Annotated in this window: 27 protein-coding genes; 26 read left to right on the top strand and 1 reads right to left on the bottom strand. The window is 44.0% G+C overall.

The window, feature by feature from the left end; genetic code table 11:
- Position 1 precedes the first annotated feature (1 nt).
- Genes rsgA through spoVM form a run of 4 tightly spaced genes read left to right on the top strand, consistent with a single transcriptional unit; the run spans position 2 to position 2,366 of the window.
- Entirely contained in the window at positions 2-895 is an 894-nt protein-coding gene (gene rsgA / locus I2484_RS00790) for a ribosome small subunit-dependent GTPase A (RefSeq protein ID WP_207149112.1), read from the top strand.
- A complete protein-coding gene (gene rpe / locus I2484_RS00785) occupies positions 888-1,556 on the top strand; it encodes a ribulose-phosphate 3-epimerase (RefSeq protein ID WP_207149301.1) in 669 nt (222 codons plus the stop codon). Before rsgA ends, rpe begins: the two co-directional genes overlap by 8 nt.
- A complete protein-coding gene (locus I2484_RS00780; protein WP_207149111.1) occupies positions 1,553-2,206 on the top strand; it encodes a thiamine diphosphokinase in 654 nt (217 codons plus the stop codon). Before rpe ends, I2484_RS00780 begins: the two co-directional genes overlap by 4 nt.
- A 13-nt stretch (positions 2,207-2,219) precedes the next feature.
- Positions 2,220-2,366: a stage V sporulation protein SpoVM gene (spoVM, locus tag I2484_RS21915; RefSeq protein ID WP_418064629.1), complete on the top strand. Its 147-nt coding sequence runs from the start codon at positions 2,220-2,222 to the stop codon at positions 2,364-2,366.
- A 71-nt stretch (positions 2,367-2,437) separates the two neighbouring features.
- Here spoVM and rpmB read toward each other — a convergent pair whose 3' ends face one another.
- Positions 2,438-2,626 carry a 50S ribosomal protein L28 gene (gene rpmB / locus I2484_RS00775; RefSeq protein ID WP_186671276.1) on the bottom strand — a complete coding sequence of 63 codons (189 nt, stop codon included), beginning with the start codon at positions 2,624-2,626 and terminating at the stop codon, positions 2,438-2,440.
- 216 nt (positions 2,627-2,842) lie between these two features.
- Between rpmB and I2484_RS00770 the strand changes: the two genes are divergently transcribed.
- The 22 genes from I2484_RS00770 (at position 2,843) to ylqF (ending at position 24,549) form a co-directional block, all read left to right on the top strand.
- Positions 2,843-3,205, top strand: a complete 363-nt coding sequence (locus I2484_RS00770) for an Asp23/Gls24 family envelope stress response protein (RefSeq protein ID WP_207149110.1) — start codon at positions 2,843-2,845, stop codon at positions 3,203-3,205.
- An 18-nt stretch (positions 3,206-3,223) separates the two neighbouring features.
- Complete coding sequence (locus I2484_RS00765; RefSeq protein ID WP_207149109.1) at positions 3,224-4,891, top strand: DAK2 domain-containing protein; 1,668 nt, start codon at positions 3,224-3,226, stop codon at positions 4,889-4,891.
- Between the two features lie 138 nt (positions 4,892-5,029).
- Positions 5,030-5,692, top strand: coding sequence for an L-serine ammonia-lyase, iron-sulfur-dependent subunit beta (gene sdaAB, locus I2484_RS00760; RefSeq protein ID WP_207149108.1), 663 nt, complete (start codon positions 5,030-5,032; stop codon positions 5,690-5,692).
- A 28-nt stretch (positions 5,693-5,720) separates the two neighbouring features.
- On the top strand, positions 5,721-6,629 hold the full coding sequence (gene sdaAA, locus I2484_RS00755) for an L-serine ammonia-lyase, iron-sulfur-dependent, subunit alpha (protein WP_207149107.1): 909 nt from the start codon (positions 5,721-5,723) through the stop codon (positions 6,627-6,629).
- A complete protein-coding gene (recG, locus tag I2484_RS00750; protein WP_207149300.1) occupies positions 6,616-8,658 on the top strand; it encodes an ATP-dependent DNA helicase RecG in 2,043 nt (680 codons plus the stop codon). Before sdaAA ends, recG begins: the two co-directional genes overlap by 14 nt.
- A 450-nt stretch (positions 8,659-9,108) precedes the next feature.
- On the top strand, positions 9,109-9,693 hold the full coding sequence (gene fapR, locus I2484_RS00745; RefSeq protein WP_207149106.1) for a transcription factor FapR: 585 nt from the start codon (positions 9,109-9,111) through the stop codon (positions 9,691-9,693).
- Positions 9,690-10,679, top strand: a complete 990-nt coding sequence (plsX, locus tag I2484_RS00740) for a phosphate acyltransferase PlsX (protein ID WP_207149105.1) — start codon at positions 9,690-9,692, stop codon at positions 10,677-10,679. Before fapR ends, plsX begins: the two co-directional genes overlap by 4 nt.
- Positions 10,679-11,623: an ACP S-malonyltransferase gene (gene fabD, locus I2484_RS00735; RefSeq protein ID WP_207149104.1), complete on the top strand. Its 945-nt coding sequence runs from the start codon at positions 10,679-10,681 to the stop codon at positions 11,621-11,623. Before plsX ends, fabD begins: the two co-directional genes overlap by 1 nt.
- Positions 11,623-12,369 (top strand): 3-oxoacyl-[acyl-carrier-protein] reductase, encoded by a 747-nt coding sequence (gene fabG, locus I2484_RS00730; protein ID WP_207149103.1) that lies wholly within the window; start codon positions 11,623-11,625, stop codon positions 12,367-12,369. Before fabD ends, fabG begins: the two co-directional genes overlap by 1 nt.
- A gap of 467 nt (positions 12,370-12,836) precedes the next feature.
- Positions 12,837-13,073: an acyl carrier protein gene (locus I2484_RS00725; RefSeq protein ID WP_207149102.1), complete on the top strand. Its 237-nt coding sequence runs from the start codon at positions 12,837-12,839 to the stop codon at positions 13,071-13,073.
- Between the two features lie 146 nt (positions 13,074-13,219).
- Complete coding sequence (rnc, locus tag I2484_RS00720; RefSeq protein ID WP_207149299.1) at positions 13,220-13,987, top strand: ribonuclease III; 768 nt, start codon at positions 13,220-13,222, stop codon at positions 13,985-13,987.
- A gap of 2 nt (positions 13,988-13,989) precedes the next feature.
- Complete coding sequence (gene smc / locus I2484_RS00715) at positions 13,990-17,547, top strand: chromosome segregation protein SMC (RefSeq protein WP_207149101.1); 3,558 nt, start codon at positions 13,990-13,992, stop codon at positions 17,545-17,547.
- A gap of 14 nt (positions 17,548-17,561) precedes the next feature.
- Positions 17,562-18,554 (top strand): signal recognition particle-docking protein FtsY, encoded by a 993-nt coding sequence (ftsY, locus tag I2484_RS00710; RefSeq protein WP_207149100.1) that lies wholly within the window; start codon positions 17,562-17,564, stop codon positions 18,552-18,554.
- Positions 18,555-18,700: 146 nt separating this feature from the next.
- Positions 18,701-19,036: a putative DNA-binding protein gene (locus I2484_RS00705; RefSeq protein WP_067211307.1), complete on the top strand. Its 336-nt coding sequence runs from the start codon at positions 18,701-18,703 to the stop codon at positions 19,034-19,036.
- 12 nt (positions 19,037-19,048) lie between these two features.
- Complete coding sequence (ffh, locus tag I2484_RS00700) at positions 19,049-20,404, top strand: signal recognition particle protein (protein ID WP_207149099.1); 1,356 nt, start codon at positions 19,049-19,051, stop codon at positions 20,402-20,404.
- Positions 20,405-20,516: 112 nt separating this feature from the next.
- A complete protein-coding gene (gene rpsP / locus I2484_RS00695; RefSeq protein ID WP_067211301.1) occupies positions 20,517-20,789 on the top strand; it encodes a 30S ribosomal protein S16 in 273 nt (90 codons plus the stop codon).
- A gap of 15 nt (positions 20,790-20,804) precedes the next feature.
- Positions 20,805-21,038: a KH domain-containing protein gene (locus tag I2484_RS00690; RefSeq protein WP_067211298.1), complete on the top strand. Its 234-nt coding sequence runs from the start codon at positions 20,805-20,807 to the stop codon at positions 21,036-21,038.
- A 241-nt stretch (positions 21,039-21,279) separates the two neighbouring features.
- Positions 21,280-21,795, top strand: coding sequence for a ribosome maturation factor RimM (gene rimM, locus I2484_RS00685; protein WP_207149098.1), 516 nt, complete (start codon positions 21,280-21,282; stop codon positions 21,793-21,795).
- On the top strand, positions 21,795-22,532 hold the full coding sequence (gene trmD / locus I2484_RS00680; RefSeq protein ID WP_207149298.1) for a tRNA (guanosine(37)-N1)-methyltransferase TrmD: 738 nt from the start codon (positions 21,795-21,797) through the stop codon (positions 22,530-22,532). Before rimM ends, trmD begins: the two co-directional genes overlap by 1 nt.
- Before the next feature lie 132 nt (positions 22,533-22,664).
- The gene (gene rplS / locus I2484_RS00675; RefSeq protein ID WP_186671263.1) at positions 22,665-23,009 is read left to right on the top strand and encodes a 50S ribosomal protein L19; all 345 of its coding nucleotides are present in this window, start codon (positions 22,665-22,667) and stop codon (positions 23,007-23,009) included.
- 95 nt (positions 23,010-23,104) lie between these two features.
- A complete protein-coding gene (gene lepB / locus I2484_RS00670) occupies positions 23,105-23,668 on the top strand; it encodes a signal peptidase I (RefSeq protein ID WP_207149097.1) in 564 nt (187 codons plus the stop codon).
- Between the two features lie 17 nt (positions 23,669-23,685).
- Complete coding sequence (gene ylqF, locus I2484_RS00665; RefSeq protein WP_207149096.1) at positions 23,686-24,549, top strand: ribosome biogenesis GTPase YlqF; 864 nt, start codon at positions 23,686-23,688, stop codon at positions 24,547-24,549.
- Positions 24,550-24,655 lie beyond the last annotated feature (106 nt).

Raw genomic sequence — 24,655 nt, 5'->3', positions numbered from 1 at the left:
AATGCCAGAAGGACAAATCAGAAAAGCAATCAGCGGGTATTATTATGTGGAAAATGATGGGGAAATCATTCAATGTCGAGGACGCGGTGTTTTCAGAAACCGTGGTATTCATCCGCTGGTCGGAGATTTCGTGACCTATGTACGTGTTGAAGATAATGATGCAACAGTCACTGAAGTCCATGAGCGGTTCAATGAACTTGTCCGCCCGCCGATCTCGAATGTTCACCAGGCATTGCTCGTATTCTCCATAGTGGAACCGGCATTCAGTCAATATCTGTTAGACAGGTTTCTTGTTGTCGTCGAATCATTCGATGTGAAACCAATTATCTGCCTGACGAAAAAAGATCTTGCGAATGCTGATGAACTGAAAATGGTAGCTGAATCAGCGGCGTATTATAAGAAAATCGGTTATGACGTTATCGAGACTTTTATTGATGACCCTAAGTTGACTGACTTGTTGACTCCCTATTTTGAAGGGAAGACTACGGTTCTTGCTGGGCAGTCGGGTGTTGGAAAATCAACATTGTTGAATACGGTATTGCCTATGCTTGAATTGAAAACAGGGGAAATATCAGAAGCACTTGGACGCGGAAAGCATACGACGCGTCATGTTGAGTTGCTGGAGATATTAGGTGGCCTTGTCGCAGATACCCCGGGCTTCAGCTCACTGGAATTCGATCATATCGAAAAAGAAGAACTGTCTCGATACTTTGTAGACATGGATGAAGTTGCACCAAACTGTAGATTCCGAGGTTGCTTGCACCTGAAAGAACCTAAGTGTGCAGTAAAAGAGATGGTGGAGACAGGAGAAATTCCGCGTCATCGCTATGATCATTACTTGCAGTTCATGCAAGAAATACTTGACCGAAAGCCGAGGTATGAAAAACATGATTAAAATTGCACCTTCAATTTTAGCGGCAGACTTTTCAAAACTTGCCGAAGAAGTAAAAGAAGTAGAAGCCGCAGGCGCGGAACTCATCCATATCGATGTTATGGATGGGCATTTCGTTCCGAACATTACAATGGGGGCAATTGTTGTTGAGGCACTTCGACCAGTAACGAAATTACCGCTTGATGTCCATTTAATGATAGAAAATCCAAATGCATATATTGAACAATTTGCAAAAGCCGGGGCTGATTATATTACGGTCCACGTAGAGGCGTGCCCTCACTTGCACCGCACGCTACAGCTGATTAAGTCTTACGGGGTGAAATCGGGCGTTGTTTTGAATCCGCATACACCGGTTGAAACGATTCTTCATGTGCTAGATGAAATTGACTTAGTCCTGTTTATGACGGTCAATCCGGGATTCGGTGGTCAGAAATTTATTTATTCTGTCGTACCGAAAGTGAAACAGCTAGCCGATATTATTCGTGAGCGAGGACTTTCGATTGAAATTGAAATCGATGGCGGCATTAATGAAGAAACGATAATTCCTTGTGTTGAAGCGGGCGCTACAATTTTTGTCGCAGGATCGGCTATCTACAATGCACCTGATCGTGCAGAAGCTTTACGCCGTATAAAAGCTGCTGGTGAAGGTGCGCTAAGAAAATGAAGGTTGCTGTCGTCTGTGCGGGCGGGCCTGATTCAGAAATAGCCGACTTGACGGAATTTCATCATAAAGATACGGTGTTCATCGGGGCGGATAGGGGTGCGCTTCACTTGCTGCAAAGAGGAATTATTCCTCTTGAAGCAGTGGGGGATTTTGACTCAGTAACGAAAAGTGAATACGATGAAATAGCCGCCGCGGTCCGCATAATCGGTCGATACCGTTCGGAGAAAAATGAGACCGATACGGAACTTGCGGTAGAACGTGCCCTTTCCTACGGTCCAGAGCGAGTCATTTTGACGGGGGTTACAGGAGGGAGGCTGGATCATATGGAATCAGCTCTTCATCTTCTATACCGGCTTCAAACAACTCATAACCATACGTCATTTTCAATTCGTAATGGGACGAATGAACTTTCTATACTTACACCTGGAAACTATCAAGTGACGCCGGATGAGCGTTTTAAATACATATCCTTTTTCTCATTCGGTGGGGTTGTTTCAGGACTTACACTTACCGGTTTCAAATACGAAATGGTAGATGCAGTGCTCGAAACTGGCATGACGTTATTTACTAGCAATGAACTGACTGAAGAAGTCTGTACTATCTCGTACCATGAAGGCATATGCTTAATGGTAAGGAGTTCAGATTCCTGAAAGGAGTGGGGAATTGCGGGTTTATACTTTTACAATGCCAAAGTTTGTAAGTGGAGTCGTACGGAAGTGTATGGTTGTTTTTCAGAAAGATGATTCACCAAAGGCTACTGCAAGCAACACCAAGAATAAAAAAAGGAAAAAAGAAAAAACGTCGGGCTGAAGAAATTCAGCCCGGCGTTTTATTTCTTTAAAGTTTAAGCACCTAGGCGTTTAAACTTTAATTACAGTCCTTTACACACGTTGAACTTTACCTGATTTAAGGGCTCTAGCAGAGACCCATACACGTTTAGGTTTACCGTTAACGAGAATACGGACTTTTTGAAGGTTCGCACCCCATGTACGACGAGTTGCGTTCATTGCGTGAGAGCGCGCATTGCCTGCACGAGCTTTGCGTCCTGTGATAACACATTCTTTAGACATAATAGTACCTCCTTGCGAATGTTGATTAAGTGATTTACTTCTTTATTCGCATACCATAATAATGTATCATATGCGTAAACGTGTTGCAACCTTTTTTGTGACATCTTTCAAGGTAATTACCTTTACACGTTTAATAGTCATAAAATCGCTTTCTTTTATTATTATAACAGGTATAGTACAATGGGGTTAGTGAAAAAGGATCCGGGGGGATTACACATGTCAATCGAAGTGAAGAACGAATACGGCAAAATCGATATTACGAATGACGTCATTACCCAAGTGGTTGGGGAGGCGGCTATTGAATGTTATGGCATTGTCGGAATGGCTTCAAGGCATCAGATCCGAGATGGCCTTACTGAAATCCTTGGGAAAGAAAATTTCACGCGGGGAGTCATCGTCCGTAATCTTGGCGATGATACGCATATCGATATGTATGTCATTGTTGGATATGGTACTAAAATATCAGAAGTTGCCTACCAAGTACAATCAAAAGTGAAGTATACATTGAAAAAGACAGTCGGCATGACTGTGAAATCTGTTAATATTTTTGTCCAGGGAGTCCGAGTGACGAACCTGTAGAAGGAGGAAATAATTTCTATGAAGACCATAGATGGTTTGAAATTCGCGGAAATGATAAAGTTAGGTGCACATCATCTTTATCAAAATGCCGATTATGTTGATTCACTAAATGTTTTTCCGGTACCCGATGGTGATACCGGTACGAATATGAATTTATCGATGACTTCAGGAGCGAAGGAAACTGAAGAAAATGCTGTTGCCCATATCGGTCAAACTGCACAAGCGTTATCGAAAGGATTGCTGATGGGGGCGCGTGGTAATTCTGGCGTTATTCTTTCACAGTTATTCCGTGGTTTTGGAAAAGCGATTGAAAATGAAGCGACTGTCAATGGAGCACAATTTGCAGCTGCCTTGAAGTATGGTGTTGAAACAGCTTATAAAGCGGTTATGAAACCTGTAGAAGGAACGATTTTAACTGTCGCAAAAGATGCATCTACTATCGGAGTTGAAAAAGCTGCGTCGACAGATGACATTATTGAGGTAATGGAAGCTGTAGTAAAAGAAGCACATGCTTCACTTGAACGAACGCCGGATTTATTGGCGGTATTGAAGGAAGTTGGCGTCGTTGATAGCGGTGGACAAGGTCTCGTTTACGTATATGAGGGCTTCTTGGCATGCTTGAAAGGCGAAGAACTTCCAGCAAGAACTGTTGTCGAGTCTATGGATGATTTAGTGAGTGCAGAACATCATCGTACTATCCAAGGTTTCATGAATACGGCAGACATTGAATTCGGATATTGTACGGAATTCATGGTGAAGTTCGAGGATGATAAACTGCAAACGAATTCATATGACGAATCCGAATTTCGACAAGGGCTGAGTCAATTCGGTGATTCTTTACTTGTTATTTCTGATGATGAGGTTGCGAAAGTACATATCCACACAGAAGAACCGGGAGACGCACTTAGTTACGGGCAAAAATTCGGTTCCCTTATTAAAATTAAAATTGAAAATATGCGTCAGCAGCATCTCGAAATCGTCGGAGAAAATTATTCAGTACAAAATGCGGCGAAAAAAGAAGTTGTAAAACATCCATACGCGGTCGTAACAGTTGCTATGGGAGCCGGGATTTCTGAATTACTGAAAAGCGTAGGTGCCTCTGCCATTATTGAAGGTGGGCAGACTATGAATCCGTCGACAGAAGATATCGTCAAGGCGATTGAAGCAGTTGGGGCTGAACGAGTTCTCATTTTACCGAACAATAAAAACATCATTATGGCAGCGCAGCAAGCGGCCGATGTGATCGGTATCGAGGCGGCAGTCGTTCCTACAAAAACAGTACCAGAGGGACTTGCTGCTATACTTGCATTCAATCCGGAAGCTGAAGTGAGTGTAAACGTTGCAGCGATGACTGAGGCTGCCTCGTTCGTGAAAACTGGACAAGTTACACATGCAGTAAGAGATACGTCAATTGACGGCGTTGAAATTACAAAAAACGACTTCATGGGTATTTCAGGAGGTAAGATTATCACATCTGCACCTTCACTTGAAAATGTCATGAAAACGCTGTTGAAATCAATCATCAATGAAGACGATGAAATTGTTACACTCATTTATGGCGAAGATGTTAGCGAGGCAGATGCTTCAGCAATAGCAAGTTATGTAGAGGATAACTTTGACCATGTAGAAGTTGAACTTTATAACGGAAAACAACCATTGTATCCGTATATCATTTCAGTTGAATAAATAAGTAACGAGCAGTGCGCCTGTAGAAAGCCGCACTGCTTTTTCAATGCGTCGACAAGGAAAAACATCTTTTGTCTTTACAGCAAATCTCATGTAAAATGAATAATAGTACGTGCTTATTAATAGGGGGTAGCGTTTATGAAATTCAGATCAGTTTTCGATATCATTGGACCAGTTATGATAGGGCCATCATCTTCACATACTGCCGGCGCTGCGAGAATCGGCCGTGTTGCACGAACACTGTTTGGCAGACAGCCGGAATGGGCGCGGGTTCATCTTTATGGTTCTTTTGCAGAAACGTATAAAGGACATGGTACAGATGTAGCAATTATCGGTGGATTATTAGATTATGATACATTCGATGAGCGTATTAAATCTGCGTTTGCTGATGCAGAAAAACTTGGAATGACTTTTGAATTTATTCCCGAAGAGGAAGAGGCGGTACACCCAAACACGGCCCGTCTTGTAATTGGGGACAGTCAGGGTGTTATGGAACTGACTGGAATTTCTATAGGTGGCGGAACGATGGAAGTTGTTGAACTTAACGGATTCCCGCTTAGGTTATCAGGTCATTACCCAGCGTTGCTCATCGTTCATAATGACCGTTCAGGTGTTATTGCAAGCGTTTCCAACGCGATTGCGAAACTGAATATAAATATTGCACATATGGAAGTTGACCGGAAAGAAAAAGGGGAAATGGCCCTTATGGTAATTGAAGTCGACCAAATGATCGACGCTGCACTGATAAATGAGTTGGAATCATTGCCGAATGTAACGCAAGTTTCAACGTTGGCAAACTAAAGAGCAGTAAAATAGGAGGAAAACATAGATGGACGTTTTATTCAGTAACGTTAAAGAACTAGTTGCACTTGCCGAGTCACAGAACAAGCCTATTTCAGAAATCATGATTGAACAAGAAATCCTTATGACAAAACGTACAAGAGAAGAAATCATTGCACAGATGGACAATAACTTAACAGTGATGGAAAAAGCGGTAGAAAGAGGATTACAGGGTGTACATTCGGCATCTGGTCTTACGGGCGGCGATGCGGTTCTTATTCAAAAGTATATGGCATCAGGAAAATCCCTTTGTGGAGATGTAGTCATGGACGCTGTTAGTAAGGCAGTCGCTACGAATGAAGTAAACGCAGCAATGGGGACGATTTGTGCGACGCCAACAGCGGGTGCAGCAGGTATCGTGCCGGGTACTTTGTTTGCGGTGAAAAACAAATTGAATCCTACACGGGAACAAATGATTAATTATCTATTTACGTCAGGTGCTTTCGGATTTGTCGTTGCGAATAATGCATCAATATCAGGCGCGGCAGGCGGATGCCAAGCCGAAACAGGTTCAGCGGGGTCAATGGCTGCAGCTGCAATCGTCGAAATGGCGGGCGGAACTCCACAACAAAGTGCAGAAGCATTTTCTATTGTTATGAAGAATATGTTAGGTCTTGTCTGTGATCCGGTCGCTGGACTTGTCGAAGTACCGTGTGTGAAACGAAATGCAATGGGAGCGGCAAAAGCACTCGTTGGAGCAGATATGGCACTAGCGGGCGTAGTTAGCCGAATTCCGACAGATGAAGTTATTGAAGCAATGCATAAAATAGGTAAGTCGATGCCTTCAGCGCTACGGGAAACAGCTAAAGGCGGATTGGCTGCTACGCCAACTGGAAAAGCACTTGAAGCGAAGATATTTGGTAAAGGTAAGGTAGATAGTGACACTGTCAATTCATGATTCTGTCACGACGATAAAAGGGGTCGGAAAAGCGGCCGGCGAACAGCTTGAGGCACTTGGAGTTTCAACGCTTCAAGACCTCTTTATGACGTTCCCGTATCGTCATGAAGACTTCAGGTTGAAAGATTTGACTGAAACCCCACATAATGAACGAGTCACAATTGAAGGAAGAGTCGAAAGTGAGCCTTCAGTTCTTTTTTTAGGGAAAAATAGATCCCGTTTACAAATCCGTCTTCTTGCCGGAAGGCATCTTGTGAAGGCGGTTTTTTTCAATCAGCATTACTTAAAAGATCGTCTGTCACTTGGGACGATTGTTACAGTTACCGGTAAGTGGGACAGGGGCAGGCAAGTAATCAATGTGAGTAACTTTAAGGATGGCCCAAAAACAGATCAAGCAGATTTTGAGCCAGTCTACAGCTTAAAAGGTGTAATGCATCAGAAGACGTTTAGACGCTTCATGCGGAGCGCGCTGGATGCAGCTGTCGGTCAGCACGCAGAATCATTACCCACTGATATTCGTGAAATGTATCGATTGCCGAGCATCGGAAATGGCCTTGAGATGATCCATTTTCCAACGAGCCCTGAAGATGTAAAACATGCGAGAAGACGTTTTGTCTATGAGGAACTGCTCATGTTCCAGCTGAAGATGTTGGGCATGAAAAAAGCGCGAAAAGAAGCGGAGAAGGGTGTAGTTATCGACTATGACCTTGCCAAAGTAAAGACTTTCATCGCGGCATTACCATTTGAATTGACAGGGGCGCAAAAGCGGGTTGTCAATGAATTATGTGGGGAACTTAAAAGTCCGACTAGGATGAATCGCCTCCTTCAGGGAGATGTTGGTTCTGGTAAGACGGTCGTTGCGGCAATCGCTTTGTATGCTGCTATCACGGCGGGATTTCAGGGGGCTCTTATGGCGCCTACAGAAATCCTTGCTGAACAGCATGCAACTACGCTTGCTGAATGGCTTGAACCACATGGCATTACCGTGGCTTTCCTTGCTGGTTCGACAAAGGCGAAGGCGAGAAGGGATTTGCTTGAAAAACTTGAGTCAGGCGAAGTGGATTTGCTTATAGGTACACACGCCCTCATTCAGCCTGATGTCATCTTTAAAAATCCAGGGTTGGTTATTACGGATGAACAGCATCGTTTCGGTGTCGAACAACGGCGTGTTTTACGGGATAAAGGATTGAATCCTGATGTTTTATTCATGACAGCAACTCCGATTCCACGAACGCTTGCTATCACGGCTTTCGGTGAGATGGATGTCTCCATACTCGATGAGTTGCCGGCTGGTAGGAAACTCATCGAAACACATTGGTTGAAAGAGGATTCTCTTCTTCCCGTTTTGCGGAAGATGGAAAATGAATTAAGTGCCGGACGTCAGGCGTATGTTATTTGTCCATTAATCGAGGAATCAGACAAATTAGATGTCCAAAATGCAGTGGATGTCCATAGTCAGCTTTCGACTCATTTTAGTGGTAAATACACAGTCGGTTTAATGCATGGCCGTCTTCATTCGGACGATAAAGATGCCATCATGCGTGATTTTAGTGAAGGTAAAATCAATGTTCTTGTGTCGACGACTGTCGTGGAAGTCGGTGTCAACGTGCCAAATGCGACGTTCATGCTTATTTACGATGCGACGCGCTTCGGACTTGCTCAGCTCCATCAGCTTAGGGGACGTGTAGGTAGGGGTGCTGACCAATCGTATTGCGTTCTGCTTGCTGATCCTAAGACCGAAGAAGGAAAAGAGCGAATGCAAACAATGACAGAAACGAATGATGGATTTGTTTTAGCAGAAAAGGACCTTGAACTAAGAGGTGCTGGCGACTTCTTTGGGAAAAAGCAGAGCGGGATGCCAGAGTTTAAAGTGGCGGATCCCGTCCACGATTACAGGGCACTTGAAACGGCAAGGAAAGACGCAGAACAATTGTTGGAATCACGCCATTTCTGGGAGGGGCCGGAATACGGCATTCTTCGGTCACATCTTGAAGAATCGGGTGCACTTAGTGGCGATAGGATTGATTGAGGGCCTGCGGGACGCGGGCTTACAGGATGTAGGTCATGCAACAAGGAGGGATTGAACTACATCCCTCCTTGTTGCCACAGGACGTGGCGAACTTAGGCTGCATTCCTTAAAAACGGTCGTCTCCGCTTTTCAATGCTGTCTAGCTCCGACTCCCAGATGCTCGGGTCATAAGCCACTTCGGCTGCGCGGCAAATAGCGCCGCTTCGCCAAATTGTCTTATGCCTGTCGCATCAAAACGGTCGTCTCCGCTTTTCAATGCTGTCTAGCTTCAGGCGTCAGCCCCTCGAGTCGCTTCAGTCCACAGGATAAAGGCAAAGTACGCCTTTTTCCTGTGGACTTCCAGCGCTTTTCGGGGCTAAACAGGCGCTTCCGCATTTCAGTGCTTGCTTTCTTTTTCCTATTTTTATATACTGCTATTAGTACCAAGTGCTAATCCGGAAGGTGAAACGATTGAGAATGCCTAAAAAGGAAAGGCAACGACTGCTTGGAAAGTTGCTTGAAGAAAATCCGTTCTTGACAGATGAAGAATTGTCGGAACATTTTACTGTAAGTGTCCAGACGATCCGATTGGATAGGCTTGAGCGTGGAATTCCTGAACTGCGGGAACGGTTGAAAACGGTTGCGTCCCGAACGATGAAAGAAGAAGTGAAGTCCCTTCATTCCGACGAAGTCTTTGGGGATATCGTTGATATGGAACTCGATAAGAGGGCGTTGTCGATATTTGATGTGACCGAAGATCATGTGTTTCAGCGTAACGGAATTGCGCGTGGACATCATCTATTTGCCCAGGCAAACTCGCTTGCTGTCGCCGTTATGAATGATGATCTTGCTTTGACTGTGAAGTCGACCATTAACTTTTTGAAACCGGTGAAAGCTGGCGATAGAGTTGTTGCACGTGCAGAAGTGAAGAAAGAAAGTCTGGGAGAGAAGCGGACATTAGTTATGGTCGCATCGACGGTCAATGACGAAACGGTATTCACTGGCGAATTTCACATGTACCGGACGACTGATAGGAAGCAGGGGGAATTAAAATGATCATAGCTGTAGATGGAATGGGCGGAGATCATGCGCCTGGTGAAATTATTGCCGGCGCACTTAAAAGTCTCGCTGAATTCGATGATATAAGCATACATATTTATGGTGATGAACAGGCAATGGCGCCTTATCTGAAGGAACATGCCCGACTAAAAGTCATTCACTGTACAGAAAAAATTGAACCAGACGATGAGCCGGTTCGTGCTATCCGCCGAAAAAAAGATGCGTCAATGGTAAGGATGGCTCAAGCTGTTAAAGATGGCGAGGCTTCAGCTTGCGTTTCTGCAGGCAATACAGGTGCTTTAATGGCGGCAGGGCTATTCATCGTGGGTAGGATTGACGGTATTGAGAGACCTGCCTTAGCACCGACACTTCCTACAATTGACGGAAAAGGATTTGTCATGCTGGATCTTGGCGCAAATGCAGATGCGAAGCCATCTCATCTTGAACAATATGCGGTTATGGGAAGTATCTACGCCGAAAAGGTACGGGGGCTTGTAAATCCGCGCGTCGGCTTACTAAATATCGGAACCGAAGAAGGAAAAGGGAATGAATTGACGAAGGCAGCTTTTGACCTGCTTTCAAAAGCGCCCATTAATTTTGTCGGTAACGTCGAATCACGTGATTTGCTAACAGGCGTTGCGGACGTCGTTATTACAGACGGATTCACGGGTAATATGGTTCTCAAAACGCTTGAAGGAACTGCATCTGCTTTCTTCTCTATGTTGAAAGAAGTGTATGGCGCTTCATTGAAATCAAAACTGTCTGCAGCACTTGTGAAAGATGATTTGCGCGGACTGAAAAACAAAATGGATTACACGGAATATGGCGGGGCAGGCTTATTTGGTTTGAATTCACCTGTTATCAAAGCACATGGTTCTTCAAACGCAAATGCTATATTGAACGCCGTTCGGCAAGCGAGAACGATGGTGGAGTATGATGTTTGTGGAACAATTCGTGAAACGATAAGGAAGGTGGAAAATTGATGACGAAGATTGCATTCATTTTCCCAGGACAAGGTTCACAATCGGTTGGTATGGGAAAAGAGTTCGTGGAAACGTATGATAAAAGTAAGCAGTTCTTAGAACAGGCAGATCATGTACTTGATTTCCAACTTAGTCAATTAATTCTAGAAGGACCTCAAGATGAACTGACGCTGACATACAATGCGCAGCCAGCACTTCTTACGGTCGGATCGATGATTGCTTCGCGATTGATAGACGAAGGCGTTACGCCAGACTTTACGGCAGGGCACAGCCTTGGAGAATACACAGCGCTCGTTGCGTCAGGTGTAATGTCATTTGAAGACGGTGTGTCAGTCGTTCATAAGCGGGGCTTGTACATGAATGAGGCTGTGCCTGCTGGTGAAGGGGCAATGGCGGCAATTCTTGGACTTGATGGGCAGAAGTTAAAAGAAGTAACAGATGCCATTACAGCAGATGGCTTTGCCGTCCAACCGGCAAACTTGAATTGTCCGGGTCAAATTGTTATTTCCGGTACGAAAGCAGGCGTCGAGATAGCGTGTGTCCAATTGAAAGAAGCGGGCGCGAAAAGAGCGATTCCTCTGGATGTAAGTGGACCATTTCACTCTTCACTTATGCAACCGGCGGCAGAAAAACTGCGGTCGGCGCTTGATGAGGTCGAGATGAAGGATGCATCCACTCCTGTTGTTGCTAATGTGAATGCTTCTGTCGTTACTAATCGCGATGATATAAAAGGCTTCCTTGTTGAACAACTTTATTCCCCGGTGCTTTGGGAAGATTCTGTACGTACATTGCTTGACCTTGGCGTTACGCATTTCATCGAATGTGGTCCAGGAAAAGTATTGAGTGGTCTCATTAAAAAGATTGACCGGAGTGCAACGGTATTCCCAGTCTATAATGAAGAGACATTACAAACTGTAATCAAAGCTTCGAAAGGGTGGTCGTAATGGGTAGATTTGATGGAAAATCCGCGATTGTCACGGGAGCGTCACGTGGAATTGGCCGTGAAATTGCACTGCTTCTTGCTAAAGAAGGCGCTCGTGTTGCTGTCAACTACAGTGGTAGTAAGGATAAAGCAGATGACGTCGTTAAGTTGATTATAGAATCGGGCGGAGAAGCATTTGCTATTCAGGCAGATGTATCCAATGCTGATGATGTTAAAAACATGGTCGATAAAACCTTGGAGATGTTTGGGTCAATTGACATCCTTGTCAATAATGCAGGAATCACGAGAGACAATTTGCTCATGCGTATGAAAGAAGACGAGTGGGATGATGTCATTAATATCAATTTAAAAGGCGTTTTTCTTTGTACAAAAGGTGTCACGCGTCAAATGATGAGACAACGCGCGGGAAGAATCGTCAACGTTGCATCAATTGTCGGTGTGTCTGGAAATCCTGGACAAGCAAACTATGTAGCAGCAAAAGCTGGCGTCATCGGTTTTACAAAGACAGCGGCAAAAGAACTTGCTTCACGCAACATTAATGTAAACGCGGTAGCACCTGGTTTCATTACGACGGATATGACGGATGCACTTAGTGAAGAAGTGAAGAGTCAGATGTTATCGGTCATCCCGCTTGGTAAGCTTGGCAGACCCGAAGATGTAGCACGTACTGTCTTGTTCTTATTATCGGAGGATGCGGTTTATATTACGGGTCAGACGATTCATGTAGATGGCGGTATGGTAATGTAATAGAGGCGTTTACACGCTTTTGTTGTCTAGCTCCGGCGGCCAGATGCTCGGGTCGCTTCGGTCTTGCTGATAAAGGCAAAAAGCGCCTTTATCTTCAAGCCCTCCAGCGCCTGTCGCATCAAGGCGGCCGCCTACGCTTTTCTTTATTGTCCAGTTCCAGGCGTCAGATGCTCGGTCATAAGCCAGCTCGCCCGTGCGGCAAAGTACGCCGCTGGGCCTTCAGGATGCAGGTCATGCAGTCGTTGCGACAGGACGTCGCGCACTTAGACTGCCTTCCTTTATCTGTCTTATGTCTGCCGCATCTAAACGACGCCTTCCACATTTCTTTGTTGTCCAGTTCCAGCGCCTAGAGGCTCGGGTCATAAGTCGGTCCGGCTATGCAGCAAAGAACGCTGCTCCGCCGGCCCGTCTTATGCCTGTCGCCTCTGACCAGGCGCTTCCACTTTTCTTGAGAGGAGGTGACAAATTTGTCAACAGTACTTGAACGTGTAACTAAAGTAATTGTCGACCGCCTTGGCGTCGATGAAAGTGAAGTTAAAATGGAAGCTTCTTTCCGTGATGATCTAGGCGCAGATTCATTGGACGTCGTAGAATTAGTAATGGAATTAGAAGATGAGTTCGAATTGGAAATTTCCGATGATGAAGCTGAAAAGATTGCAACTGTCGGTGACGCAGTTTCGCATATCGAAACGAAAGTGAAATAATTGCTATTCTGATTGAGACTCTTTCATCCTTTCTACTTGAAAGGATTGAAAGTGTCTTTTTTCGGGTTTATAGCAAACTTTTTTTGCACTGTGGCGTTGAAAAGGGTAAAATTATAAACATTATGTACTGAAAGGCAGAATCGATGATGACCCATACAAACAACTTCAAAGGAAAAAAAGCAATTGCACTATTACCCGTAGCGGTTCGAAACAAATTTGATGAATTACAAAATGAATTGAACGTCCATTTCATAAACAATTCACTACTGTACAATGCATTTACACATTCATCTTATGTGAATGAGCATCGGAGAAAAAATTTCACGGATAATGAAAGATTGGAATTTTTAGGTGATGCAGTCCTTGAATTAGGTGTGTCCCGATTCCTTTATTCGACTGAGCCTGATATGACCGAAGGGGAACTTACGAAACTGAGGGCAGCGATTGTCTGTGAACCGTCTCTCGTTAAGTTTTCTAACGAACTTGGGTTAGGTCGCTTTATCCTTCTGGGGAAGGGTGAGGAGCAGACCGGCGGACGAATGCGCCCTGCATTGCTCGCTGACGTGTTTGAGGCGTTTATAGGTGCTCTGTACATAGATCAAGGGATGGAGGCGGTTATCCCATTCCTTGAAAGAGTCGTCTTCCCTAAAATTAGTGTCGGTGCTTTTTCGCATGTGATGGATTATAAAAGCCGTCTTCAGGAAATCGTTCAACAGACGAACAATGGTCAATTACAGTACGAAATCGTTGAAGAGAAAGGTCCTGCACATGCGAAGAGTTTCGTTACTGTCGTGCGACTTGGCGATCAACAGCTTGGAAGTGGTCTCGGGAAATCGAAAAAAGAGGCCGAGCAAGAAGCAGCCCGCCATGCAATTCAAGATTTAAAGAGGCGGCAGGCTGAAGGAGAGAATTAATCGTGTTTTTGAAAAGACTTGAAATTATGGGGTTCAAATCATTCGCTGAACGGATTGCGATAGATTTTGTCCCTGGTGTTACAGCTGTAGTTGGTCCAAATGGAAGTGGAAAAAGTAATATTACAGATGCTATTCGTTGGGTTCTTGGCGAACAGTCGGCGAAATCGCTCCGTGGTTCTAAAATGGAAGATGTCATCTTTGCAGGGAGTGATTCACGTAAATCACTTAATTTTGCAGAGGTGACGCTTATTCTTGATAATAGTAAAGGGCTTTTTCCACTTGACTATACGGAAATCAGCGTCAGCAGACGTGTTTTTCGATCTGGGGAGAGTGCTTACCTTTTAAATGGCCAACAGTGTCGGCTGAAAGATATCAATGATGTGTTCATGGATTCGGGACTTGGGAAAGAAGCATTTTCAATGATTTCTCAGGGGCGCGTAGATGAAATTTTAAATAGCCGTCCAGAAGACAGACGAAGCATTTTTGACGAAGCGGCGGGAGTTCTGAAATATAGAACGAGGAAAAAGAAAGCGGAACACAAATTATTCGAGACAGAAGATAATCTTGACCGTGTGCTTGACATTTTAAAAGAACTTGAATCGAGAATCGAGCCATTACGCAAAAGTGCAGAAGCTGCTAAACAACATAAAATACTTTCGGAAGAGACACGTGAAGCAGATGTGTCTCTGCTAACCTTTGATGCAGGAAATCTCCGTAATGAAATTTTTAAAAGGTCGAAAGAAGCCGAAAAGTTTCAGGAGAAGAAGGTTTTCCTTGAAGCTGAATCAAGGAAAGCTGAGGAAGCGTCCGAGTTTGCAAAGAAAGAACTTGCGAAAATGGACGAACAACTGGATGCATTACAAAAAAAACTTGTGGTGACAAGTGCAGAGACAGAGAAGTGGGAAGGAAGACGTCTATTATCACTTGAAAAACGTCGCAATGCGGACCAGTTGATTGAAAGGTCCCGAACTGAACTTGCTACTACTGAAACTGAGTTGGCGACACTAACGGAAAAAATTGTTACAGCCCGTGAAAAGCAGCAACTATCAGAAATAGAATATGAAAAAACAAGAGTTGAGATGGATGGTATTTCTCAAATATTGAAACGCTCCGTCAAAGAGACAGAAAAAGAAATTGATGAATTGAAATCGGCTTATATCGATCGACTGAACGAGGAAGCCACGATTCGCAACGACTTGAAGCATGCGGAAGAGCGTCTCCAAGGGGAACAGTCTTCATCCGAAAAAATTATACTTCAGACATCTATTTTGCAGGAACGTCACGAAAAACTTACACAGGAAAAGTCTGTGAAAGCGAATGCGTTAACTGTTTTGAAACGAAAAATGAAGGAATCAGATACGGCTTATCGCGAATTATCAAAGGTATTACGGAAGACTGAAGATGAACTTGCATCACAGCAGGAACTCATGCAAAAAGCACTTAACAAGCAACATGAAATGCATGGAAGGGTCCGTGCTCTTGAAAGTATGGAAGCGGATTTTTCTGGTTTCTACTCAGGTGTAAAAGAGATTCTTGTTGCGAAAAAGTCAGGGAAACTAGCCGGTATTGACGGCGCAGTCGCAGAACTTATTTCCGTCGAAAAAGAGTATATAAAAGCGGTGGAAACAGCACTTGGCGGTGCGATGCAACATATTGTGACGGCAACTGAAACGGAAGCGAGAAAAGCAATCGGCTACTTAAAAGCGAAGAACGCCGGACGGGCAACATTCCTGCCGAGAGACGTGATGAAGTCCCGAAAAATTCAACCAGCCGCATTGCGCCCGGTTGAACAGCATCCCGAATACATTGGAACTGCCGATCGTCTTGTGCAGACTGATGGCGCATATACACTTATAACTGAAAACCTACTTGGCAATACGATTGTCGCAAAAACGCTTGTAGGGGCATCGGCCATTGCGGGAGTACTTGGCTATCGTTTTCGTGTCGTAACGCTTGATGGGGATGTTGTGAATGCTGGCGGTTCACTTACAGGTGGTGGAGTCAAAGGACAGGCATCCGTCTTCACAAGAAAAGCTGAACTCGAAACGTTGCAACTGCAATTAACCCGTATGGCTGATTCAATTGAGTCCGCTACTAAGAAAATCGGCGACACGAAAATGGGAGTTGCAAAGCAGATATTCGAAGTGGATCAGTTTCGTAAAATGACAGATAGCCTGCAAATTGAAATTGCGGCAGCGGAATCAGGTATTCGTGAAACTGATATCGCCATTAAATCGGTGGAAATAGAGATAGCATCGACTGAGATGGGAAGACGCGGTGCCGAGAGTACTGGATCGGAATTGTTAGAAAAGAAGGCGGCATTACATCAAAATCATACACGCGTGAAAAGTGAACTAGAAGCAATTCAATCAAAAGTGGAATCGCTTGAACGTCTAGCTACTAATCGGCGGAACGAAGAGGCCACATTAACAAGTCGATACAATGAGCTTCGGGAGTGCATAGCTGTTTTGCGTGAACAAAAAGCACATCTGCAAGTGTCAATTGATGAAATGGAACTTGCATCTACCCAAGCCAAAGTAAAATTGACTTCCTTGCGCGATGAAATGCAGTATTTCACTGGTAGCGAAAATGGTGGAGAGTTGAACGCTGAACAAATTGCAACCGAGATTGAAAGGGCATCTGCTGACAAGAAATTGGTTGAGAAATCAATTAGGACAGACAGGGAAATCCGCACGAAGCTTGCAAATTTACTTGAAGAGAAAAGTGCGTCGCTTCAAAACCTTCGAGGTAGTACAGGAGAAACTGTCTCAGCGTTGAATGCGGTATCTATAGTGCTATCACGACTCGAAGTGAAATATGAAGCAGTCACGCAACAGCTTCTAACTGAATACGGATTGTTTGCAGATGGAATTATTGCGGATGATTTTGATGAAATGAAGACCAGAGAAAAAGTTGACTCCTTAAAACGCCAACTGGCAGTTTTGGGTCCGGTTAATCCGGGAGCTATTGTGGAGTTTGAAGAAGTATCTGAACGTCACCTCTTTTTGGATGAACAGCGCAATGATTTATTAGAAGCGAAAATGACACTTCACGAAGCGATGAGTGAGATGGACGTTGAAATGACCACGCGGTTTTTGACGACGTTCAATGCTGTCCAGAACCGTTTCCGACATGTATTTAAGGAAATGTTTGGCGGCGGCGAGGCAGATTTGATACTTACGCAACCTGGTGATTTACTTGAAACAGGTGTGGAAATTGTCGCGCGACCGCCGGGGAAAAAACTGCAAAGTCTAAGCCTTCTATCAGGTGGAGAGCGTGCATTGACTGCGATTTCGTTGCTGTTTTCAATCATCGAAGTACGACCAGTACCGTTTTGTATTCTAGATGAAGTCGAAGCTGCGCTCGACGAAGCGAATGTCATACGCTACAGTAAATACCTGAAGAAGTTTTCAGAGAAGACACAATTCATCGTAATCACACATCGGAAGGGTACGATGGAAGGTGCGGATGTGCTCTATGGAATCACGATGCAGGAATCAGGCGTGTCCAGAGTCATTTCGGTCAAAATTTCCGAGGTGCCGGAAGAAGCAATCATGTAAAGGAGTGACTACAGTTGTCTTTTTTTAAGAAGCTTAAGGAAAAAATCACGGGTACGAACGAAGCAGTAACTGAAAAATTTAAAGATGGTTTATCAAAAACACGAAATCAGTTCACATCCAAAGTGAATGATCTTGTTGCGCGCTTCAGAGTAATTGACGAAGAATTCTTCGAGGAATTGGAAGAGTTACTGTTGCAGGCCGATGTAGGTTTTGAAACGGTCATGGAGCTCATCGAATTACTCAAAGTTGAAGTACAGCGAAAAAATATTAAAGATACAGCGGGCATACAATCGGTTATTTCTGAAAAACTTGTTGAAATCTACCAAGCTGGCGAAGACCTCGATAGTGAGCTGAACATTCAAGAAGATGGTTTGACTGTTATCTTGATGGTAGGGGTTAATGGAGTCGGGAAAACGACGACAATAGGGAAGTTGGCGGCGCGACTTATTGCAGAGGGCAAGACTGTTATGCTTGCGGCCGGTGATACATTCCGTGCTGGTGCCATCGATCAACTCGTCATCTGGGGCGAACGTGCTGGAGTAGAAGTTATCCGTCAATCGGAAGGGTCTGACCCTGCTGCGGTCATGTACGACGCAATCCGTGCTGCAAAAAATCGGTCAGTGGATGTCCTAATTTGCGATACCGCGGGAAGGCTCCAAAATAAAGTGAATTTGATGAACGAACTTCAAAAAGTGCACCGGGTCATTAGTAAAGAAGTGGAAGGCGCACCACATGAAGTACTCCTAGCTCTCGATGCAACTACAGGGCAAAATGCATTGATCCAAGCGCAGACATTCAAAGAAGCAACGAATGTTACGGGTATTGTCTTAACCAAGTTGGATGGTACAGCAAAAGGCGGTATCGTACTTGCTATTAGGAAAAAATTAAATATCCCTGTTAAATTTGTTGGACTCGGTGAAGGTGTGGATGATCTACAACCGTTTGATCCAGAAAAGTATGTATACGGTCTTTTTGCGGATGGGCTTGAACAAGAAGATAACTCCTAGGCTTCAATGTCTAGTAGTTTGTGTCTGTCGCTCCTAAACAAGGCGTTTACGCTTTTTAATGTGATACAGACAAGTAAAATGACTTGACAGCACGAGGTCGTCATATTATGATGACTTAGGAAGAACACAGCGGGGAGGCAAAGCGTATGACGCTTGCAAAAACGACACGCATCAACTTCCTCTTTGATTTTTATCAGTCACTTTTGACGGATAAACAGAGACTTTATATGCAACTTTACTATTTGGAAGATCTTTCACTCGGTGAGATTGCTGGTGAATACGGCGTATCGCGTCAGGCTGTCTATGACAATGTTCGCCGGACGGAAGCGATGCTTGAAGATTATGAAATGAAGTTGAATTTATTTTCGGAATTCCAGAAGCGAGCAGAAATTGTGGATTATCTTGAGCAGCTCATAACCGATACAGATAAAAAATCGGAAACAATCAAAGAATTGTTAAGTGCGTTAAGAAATCATGAGTAGGAGGCTCTGTGCATGGCATTTGAAGGATTAGCCCAGCGCCTGCAAGGGACGCTACAGAAAATTAGGGGCAAAGGTAAAATTGACGAAGCTGATGTCAAGGAAATGATGCGTGAAGTGCGTTTTGCGCTTATTGAAGCCGATGTTAACTTGAAAGTTGTCAAAGAGTTTGTCAAAACAGTAAGTGAACGCGCGGTCGGACATGACGTCATGAAGAGTCTAACGCCTGGTCAACAGGTTGTTAAAATCGTTAAAGATGAACTGACGAATCTAATGGGCGGCGAGCAGAACCCAATCCAATTTGCACGGAAATCACCTACCGTCATTATGATGGTAGGTCTGCAAGGTGCGGGTAAAACAACCACCACGGGAAAACTGGCAAGCGTACTTCGCAAGCGGCACAATAAAAAGCCGCTTCTAGTCGCGGCAGACGTTTACAGACCAGCTGCGATTCAGCAGTTGGAAACACTTGGTAAGCAGTTGACGATGCCTGTGTTTGCACTGGGAACTGACATTTCACCTGTTGAAATTGTACGCCAGGCGCTTGTAGAGGCGGAGAAAGAGCATCATGATGTCGTTATCATTGATACAGCTGGAAGGCTACATGTTGATGAGTTACTAATGCAGGAACTGAAGGATATTCGGGACCTTAGTACTCCGGATGAAGTCTTCCTTGTCGTTGATGCAATGACGGGGCAGGATGCTGTAAATGTCGCTAAAAGTTTCGATGATACTGTCGGAATAACAGGCGTTATCCTGACGAAACTCGACGGGGATACTCGAGGTGGAGCGGCGCTTTCCATTCGCGCTGTCACAGACAAACCGATTAAATTTGTCGGGATGGGCGAGAAGATGGATGCACTCGAACCGTTTCATCCGGAACGTATGGCATCTCGAATTCTTGGTATGGGCGATGTCATGTCTCTCATCGAAAAAGCGCAGGAAAATGTCGATGAAGAGAAGTCGAAGGAACTTGAACAAAAGTTCCTGACGCAATCATTTACGCTCGATGATTTTTTGGAACAGCTTCAGCAAGTCAAGAAGATGGGACCACTCGACGAAATTTTGAAAATGATGCCCGGTGCCAATAAAATCAAAGGTCTCGACAATGCTAAAGTTGACGAAGGCCAAATGGGGCGCGTTGAAGCAGTCATCCAATCGATGACTGCGGCGGAGCGCAATACACCTGAGATCATTAATGCAAATCGTCGCAAGCGAATTGCAAAAGGGTCAGGAACAACCATTCAAGATGTCAATCGACTATTAAAGCAATTTGAAGACATGAAGAAAATGGTCAAACAAATGACCGGTATGCAACAAAAAGGTAAAAAGAAGATGAAAATGCCCGGATTGGATTCGTTTTTTAAATAAAATCCCGGATTTTCGAAAGAAATTCAAGGTGTTAAGAAAAAACACTTTACAAACAACAGAAAGCTTGATAATATACTATCTTGTGTGAAACTATTCGGAGGTGCAAGTAAAAATGTCAGTAAAAATTCGTCTTAAACGTATGGGAGCAAAGAAAACTCCTTTCTATCGTATTGTAGTAGCAGATTCACGTTCACCACGTGATGGTCGTCAAATCGAAACGGTTGGTACTTACAACCCGCTTACAAAACCGGCTGAAGTGAAAATCAATGAAGAGCTAGCTCTTAAATGGCTTCAAGAAGGTGCGAAACCATCTGATACTGTCCGTAACCTGTTTTCCGACAAAGGCATCATGGAAAAATACCATAACGCTAAACTCGGTAAGTAATCAGGAGGGGTGTACATGAAGCAGCTGATTGAGACAATCGTTAAACCGTTAGTCGATTATCCAGAGGATGTACGGATTGCAATGGATGAACACGATAATCGTGTCATCTATAAACTATCTGTTAATCCCGAAGATATGGGAAAAGTTATCGGAAAGCAGGGGCGAGTTGCGAAAGCGATACGCACCATTGTTTACTCAGCGGCAGGCAGTCACCACGGCAAGAAGGTTTATATCGATATTATAGATTGATACAGAAAAGGAGGGAGCCTATGTTCCTTCCTTTTTTGTCTATATAAGTTGAACACTTGAATGCCTAAACCAACTAAGCGAAGGCGCCTCAAAGGGGTAGACGTAGCCATAAGACTGGCAGCGAAGCTACTCGGCTTATGGCGAGAGGCATCCCCAGCGCCGCAGCGGATTCAATAGGATTCTCTATCTCAACATATCTATATAAGCATTATTTTTTTGAATAATGGAAGGTGTGATTTTTATGCAATGGTTCAACGTTGGTACAATTGTTAATACGCATGGTATTCGTGGAGAAGTCCGTGTTATCTCCCGTACTCATTTCCCAGAAGAACGCTATACGGTCGGAAACAAGCTTGCCTTGTTCATGCCGGACAGCAAAACACCAATTTACTTAACTGTGGCAAGTCATCGCCAGCACAAGACTTTTGATTTGTTAACATTTGAAAATCATCCAAATCTTAATGATGTTGAAAAGTATCGTAACGGTATTTTTATGATACCGGAAAACCAACTTGGTGATTTGGATGAAAATGAATTCTACTACCACGAAATCGTTGGTTGTACAGTGTTCACGACTGAAGGTATCGAACTAGGTAAAGTGACTGAAATTCTTGAAACCGGAGCGAATGATGTGTGGACGGTAACGCCTGAAAAAGGCAAGCCTCACTATATTCCTTATATCGAAGACATCGTTAAAGAAGTTGATATAGTTAGCAAGAAAATCATCATTGATCCGATGGAAGGACTTCTTTCATGATGAAAATTGATGTCCTTTCACTGTTTCCAGAAATGTTTGAAGGAGTTCTTCATTCCTCAATCATGAAAAAGGCGCAGGCGAACGGTGCAGTCACATTTGGTGTAACCGATTTTCGTGATTATTCTACAAACAAGCATCGTAAAGTTGACGATTATCCATATGGCGGAGGAGCGGGTATGGTCCTTAAACCCGAACCGCTCTTTGCGGCAGTCGAAGCTATATCTGAAGGGCTAGAAAAACCACCGCGTGTCATTCTGATGTGTCCCCAGGGGGAACGATTTACACAGAAGAAAGCGGAAGAACTTTCTGCTGAAGAACATGTCGTGTTCATATGCGGCCATTATGAGGGCTATGACGAGCGTATACGCCAGTATCTGGTCACGGATGAGATATCCATTGGTGACTTCGTTCTAACGGGTGGAGAAATCGCTGCAATGGCTGTGATTGACAGTGTTGTTCGACTGTTGCCGAATGTTCTTGGTAATGCTGATTCACCAGTACTCGATTCATTTTCGACAGGATTGCTTGAACATCCGCAATACACACGACCATCCAATTTTAATGGAATGGAAGTACCGGATGTACTGTTATCCGGCAATCATGCAGAAATCGATAAATGGCGTGAACAGCAGTCGCTTCTTCGAACATTTGAACGCAGAAAAGATTTGCTGAAAGATGCACCACTTACCGAACACCAACGTAAGTATCTCCATCAATTAAAGCGAGAAAATAAATAAGTAGACGACCTTGCAACAACTTGTGTTTTGTGGTATTATCTAGTATGTACTTCTATGTAAGTACATACTGACAGATGTTCCGCTGCAAAGGCAAGAAGTGTAAGAGCACCTGAGGATAGGGAGAGATTAACTATGCAACATATTATTTCAGCAATCACTAAAGATCAGCTTCGTTCTGATCATCCAGCTTTCCGTGCAGGAGATACAGTTCGTTTGCACGTAAAAATCGTAGAGGGAACGCGCGAGCGTATTCAGCTATTTGAAGGAATTGTTATATCACGTCGTGGAGGCGGAATCAGTGAATCATTCACAGTCCGTAAAATCTCCAACGGTGTAGGTGTTGAACGTACATTCCCTGTAAACACACCAAAAATCACACTACTTGAAGTAATACGCCGTGGTAAAGTACGTCGCGCGAAATTGTACTACCTTCGCGAATTGCGCGGAAAAGCTGCACGTATCAAAGAACTTCGATAAAAAATGCAGGAGGCCCACAAACGGCCTCCTTTCTTTTTGCCTCAAAAATAAATAGACTGTACAATAAAGACAGTAGTAAGCAGGAGGCCTTGCCAATGAATGATGAAAAGAAGAAGAAAAATGAGACATGGGAATGGGTGAAGGCACTTTTAATTGCATTCGGCCTTGCAGCAATCATCCGAGTTTTCCTCTTTACACCAATCGTTGTCGATGGCGTTTCAATGATGCCGACACTCGAGAACGGCGATCGAATGATTGTTAATAAAATTGGTTATACAATCGGAGAACCTAAACGGTTTGATGTCGTTGTGTTTCATGCACCTGAAGAGAAAGATTACATAAAAAGGGTAATTGGACTTCCTGGCGACGAGGTAGAGTATCGGGATGATGTTTTATACGTTAATGGTAAACCGTTCGAAGAACCTTATCTTGACCAATACAAATCGGAAGTGGCAGACGCGCCATTGACTGGAGATTTCACGCTTGAAGAGACACAGGTCGGCAGTGTAACTGTCCCGGCAGATCATGTTTTTGTCATGGGGGATAACAGAAGAAAGAGTAAAGACTCCAGACATATTGGAGCTGTTGCCATCGATGAAATCATTGGGAGCACAAAAGTCGTTTTCTGGCCGATTAAAGATTTTGGTATTATTAACTGACGGGAGGAACTAACAACATGACAATTCAATGGTTTCCCGGACATATGGCGAAAGCTCGCCGAGAAGTAACCGAAAAACTGAAGCTTGTTGACATCGTTTTTGAATTAATCGATGCTAGGCTACCACTATCTTCTAGAAATCCGATGATTGACGAAGTCATTCATCAAAAACCAAGACTTCTTATCCTAAACAAGATGGACCTTGCGGATGAAACGGAAACAGCACGCTGGATCCGCTATTTTGAAGCGCAAGGAATGCGTGCAGTTGCCATCAATTCATTTGAAGGTAGAGGGCTTCAGACAGTTATAAAAGCTGCGAAAGAGATATTGGAGCCGAAGTTGGAGAGAATGCGTTCAAGAGGCATTCGACCAGGCGCGATGCGTGCGATGATCGTGGGAATCCCTAACGTTGGAAAATCGACACTTATTAACAGGCTCGCCAAGAAAAACATTGCTAAAACAGGTAATACGCCTGGCGTTACAAAAGCACAGCAATGGATTAAATATGAAAAAGAGCTCGAACTTCTAGACACGCCAGGTATTCTATGGCCTAAATTCGAGGATAAAGAAGTTGGCTTTAAGCTTGCACTGACAGGCGCCATTAAGGATAAAATCGTCAATATGGAAGACTTGGCAGTGTATGGCCTTCGTTTCCTAGAGGCTAATTATCCAGCTAGGCTAACAGACAGATATGGACTAACAACTGTCGGGGACGAAATCCTTCCGATTTTTGAAAAGATTGGTTCACTTCGTAAAGTGTATACTGTTGGCGGGGAAATCGATTATGACAAAGTGGCAGAGTTGGTTGTTCGTGATATTCGTAACGAATACCTAGGCAAACTGACCTTCGACTTCACAGCACAACAATCACAAAATGACTAGGCCGATGCCGGCACGGAATTAATTCCGCGGCAATCGGCCTTTTCTTTTATGAGAGTCGAAAAGTGGCAAAGATAGCCGATATACTAACAAAGAGATGGATCGATAA

Origin of the sequence: Sporosarcina sp. E16_8, from assembly GCF_017347095.1 — a bacterium.
Taxonomy (GTDB): Bacteria; Bacillota; Bacilli; order Bacillales_A; family Planococcaceae; genus Sporosarcina.
This window is presented reverse-complemented; position numbering and strand designations above follow the sequence as displayed.

Coding starts and splice junctions, on each gene's coding strand:
- rplS (WP_186671263.1), top strand. CDS start 22,665: ATGCAACATATTATTTCAGCAATCACTAAAGATCAGCTTCGTTCTGAT.
- I2484_RS00690 (WP_067211298.1), top strand. CDS start 20,805: ATGAAGCAGCTGATTGAGACAATCGTTAAACCGTTAGTCGATTATCCA.
- I2484_RS00780 (WP_207149111.1), top strand. CDS start 1,553: ATGAAGGTTGCTGTCGTCTGTGCGGGCGGGCCTGATTCAGAAATAGCC.
- I2484_RS00765 (WP_207149109.1), top strand. CDS start 3,224: ATGAAGACCATAGATGGTTTGAAATTCGCGGAAATGATAAAGTTAGGT.
- I2484_RS00770 (WP_207149110.1), top strand. CDS start 2,843: ATGTCAATCGAAGTGAAGAACGAATACGGCAAAATCGATATTACGAAT.
- rpmB (WP_186671276.1), bottom strand. CDS start 2,626: ATGTCTAAAGAATGTGTTATCACAGGACGCAAAGCTCGTGCAGGCAAT.
- rimM (WP_207149098.1), top strand. CDS start 21,280: ATGCAATGGTTCAACGTTGGTACAATTGTTAATACGCATGGTATTCGT.
- ylqF (WP_207149096.1), top strand. CDS start 23,686: ATGACAATTCAATGGTTTCCCGGACATATGGCGAAAGCTCGCCGAGAA.
- fabD (WP_207149104.1), top strand. CDS start 10,679: ATGACGAAGATTGCATTCATTTTCCCAGGACAAGGTTCACAATCGGTT.
- lepB (WP_207149097.1), top strand. CDS start 23,105: ATGAATGATGAAAAGAAGAAGAAAAATGAGACATGGGAATGGGTGAAG.
- rpe (WP_207149301.1), top strand. CDS start 888: ATGATTAAAATTGCACCTTCAATTTTAGCGGCAGACTTTTCAAAACTT.
- ffh (WP_207149099.1), top strand. CDS start 19,049: ATGGCATTTGAAGGATTAGCCCAGCGCCTGCAAGGGACGCTACAGAAA.
- fabG (WP_207149103.1), top strand. CDS start 11,623: ATGGGTAGATTTGATGGAAAATCCGCGATTGTCACGGGAGCGTCACGT.
- rsgA (WP_207149112.1), top strand. CDS start 2: ATGCCAGAAGGACAAATCAGAAAAGCAATCAGCGGGTATTATTATGTG.
- plsX (WP_207149105.1), top strand. CDS start 9,690: ATGATCATAGCTGTAGATGGAATGGGCGGAGATCATGCGCCTGGTGAA.
- rnc (WP_207149299.1), top strand. CDS start 13,220: ATGACCCATACAAACAACTTCAAAGGAAAAAAAGCAATTGCACTATTA.
- sdaAA (WP_207149107.1), top strand. CDS start 5,721: ATGGACGTTTTATTCAGTAACGTTAAAGAACTAGTTGCACTTGCCGAG.
- rpsP (WP_067211301.1), top strand. CDS start 20,517: ATGTCAGTAAAAATTCGTCTTAAACGTATGGGAGCAAAGAAAACTCCT.
- sdaAB (WP_207149108.1), top strand. CDS start 5,030: ATGAAATTCAGATCAGTTTTCGATATCATTGGACCAGTTATGATAGGG.
- I2484_RS00705 (WP_067211307.1), top strand. CDS start 18,701: ATGACGCTTGCAAAAACGACACGCATCAACTTCCTCTTTGATTTTTAT.
- trmD (WP_207149298.1), top strand. CDS start 21,795: ATGAAAATTGATGTCCTTTCACTGTTTCCAGAAATGTTTGAAGGAGTT.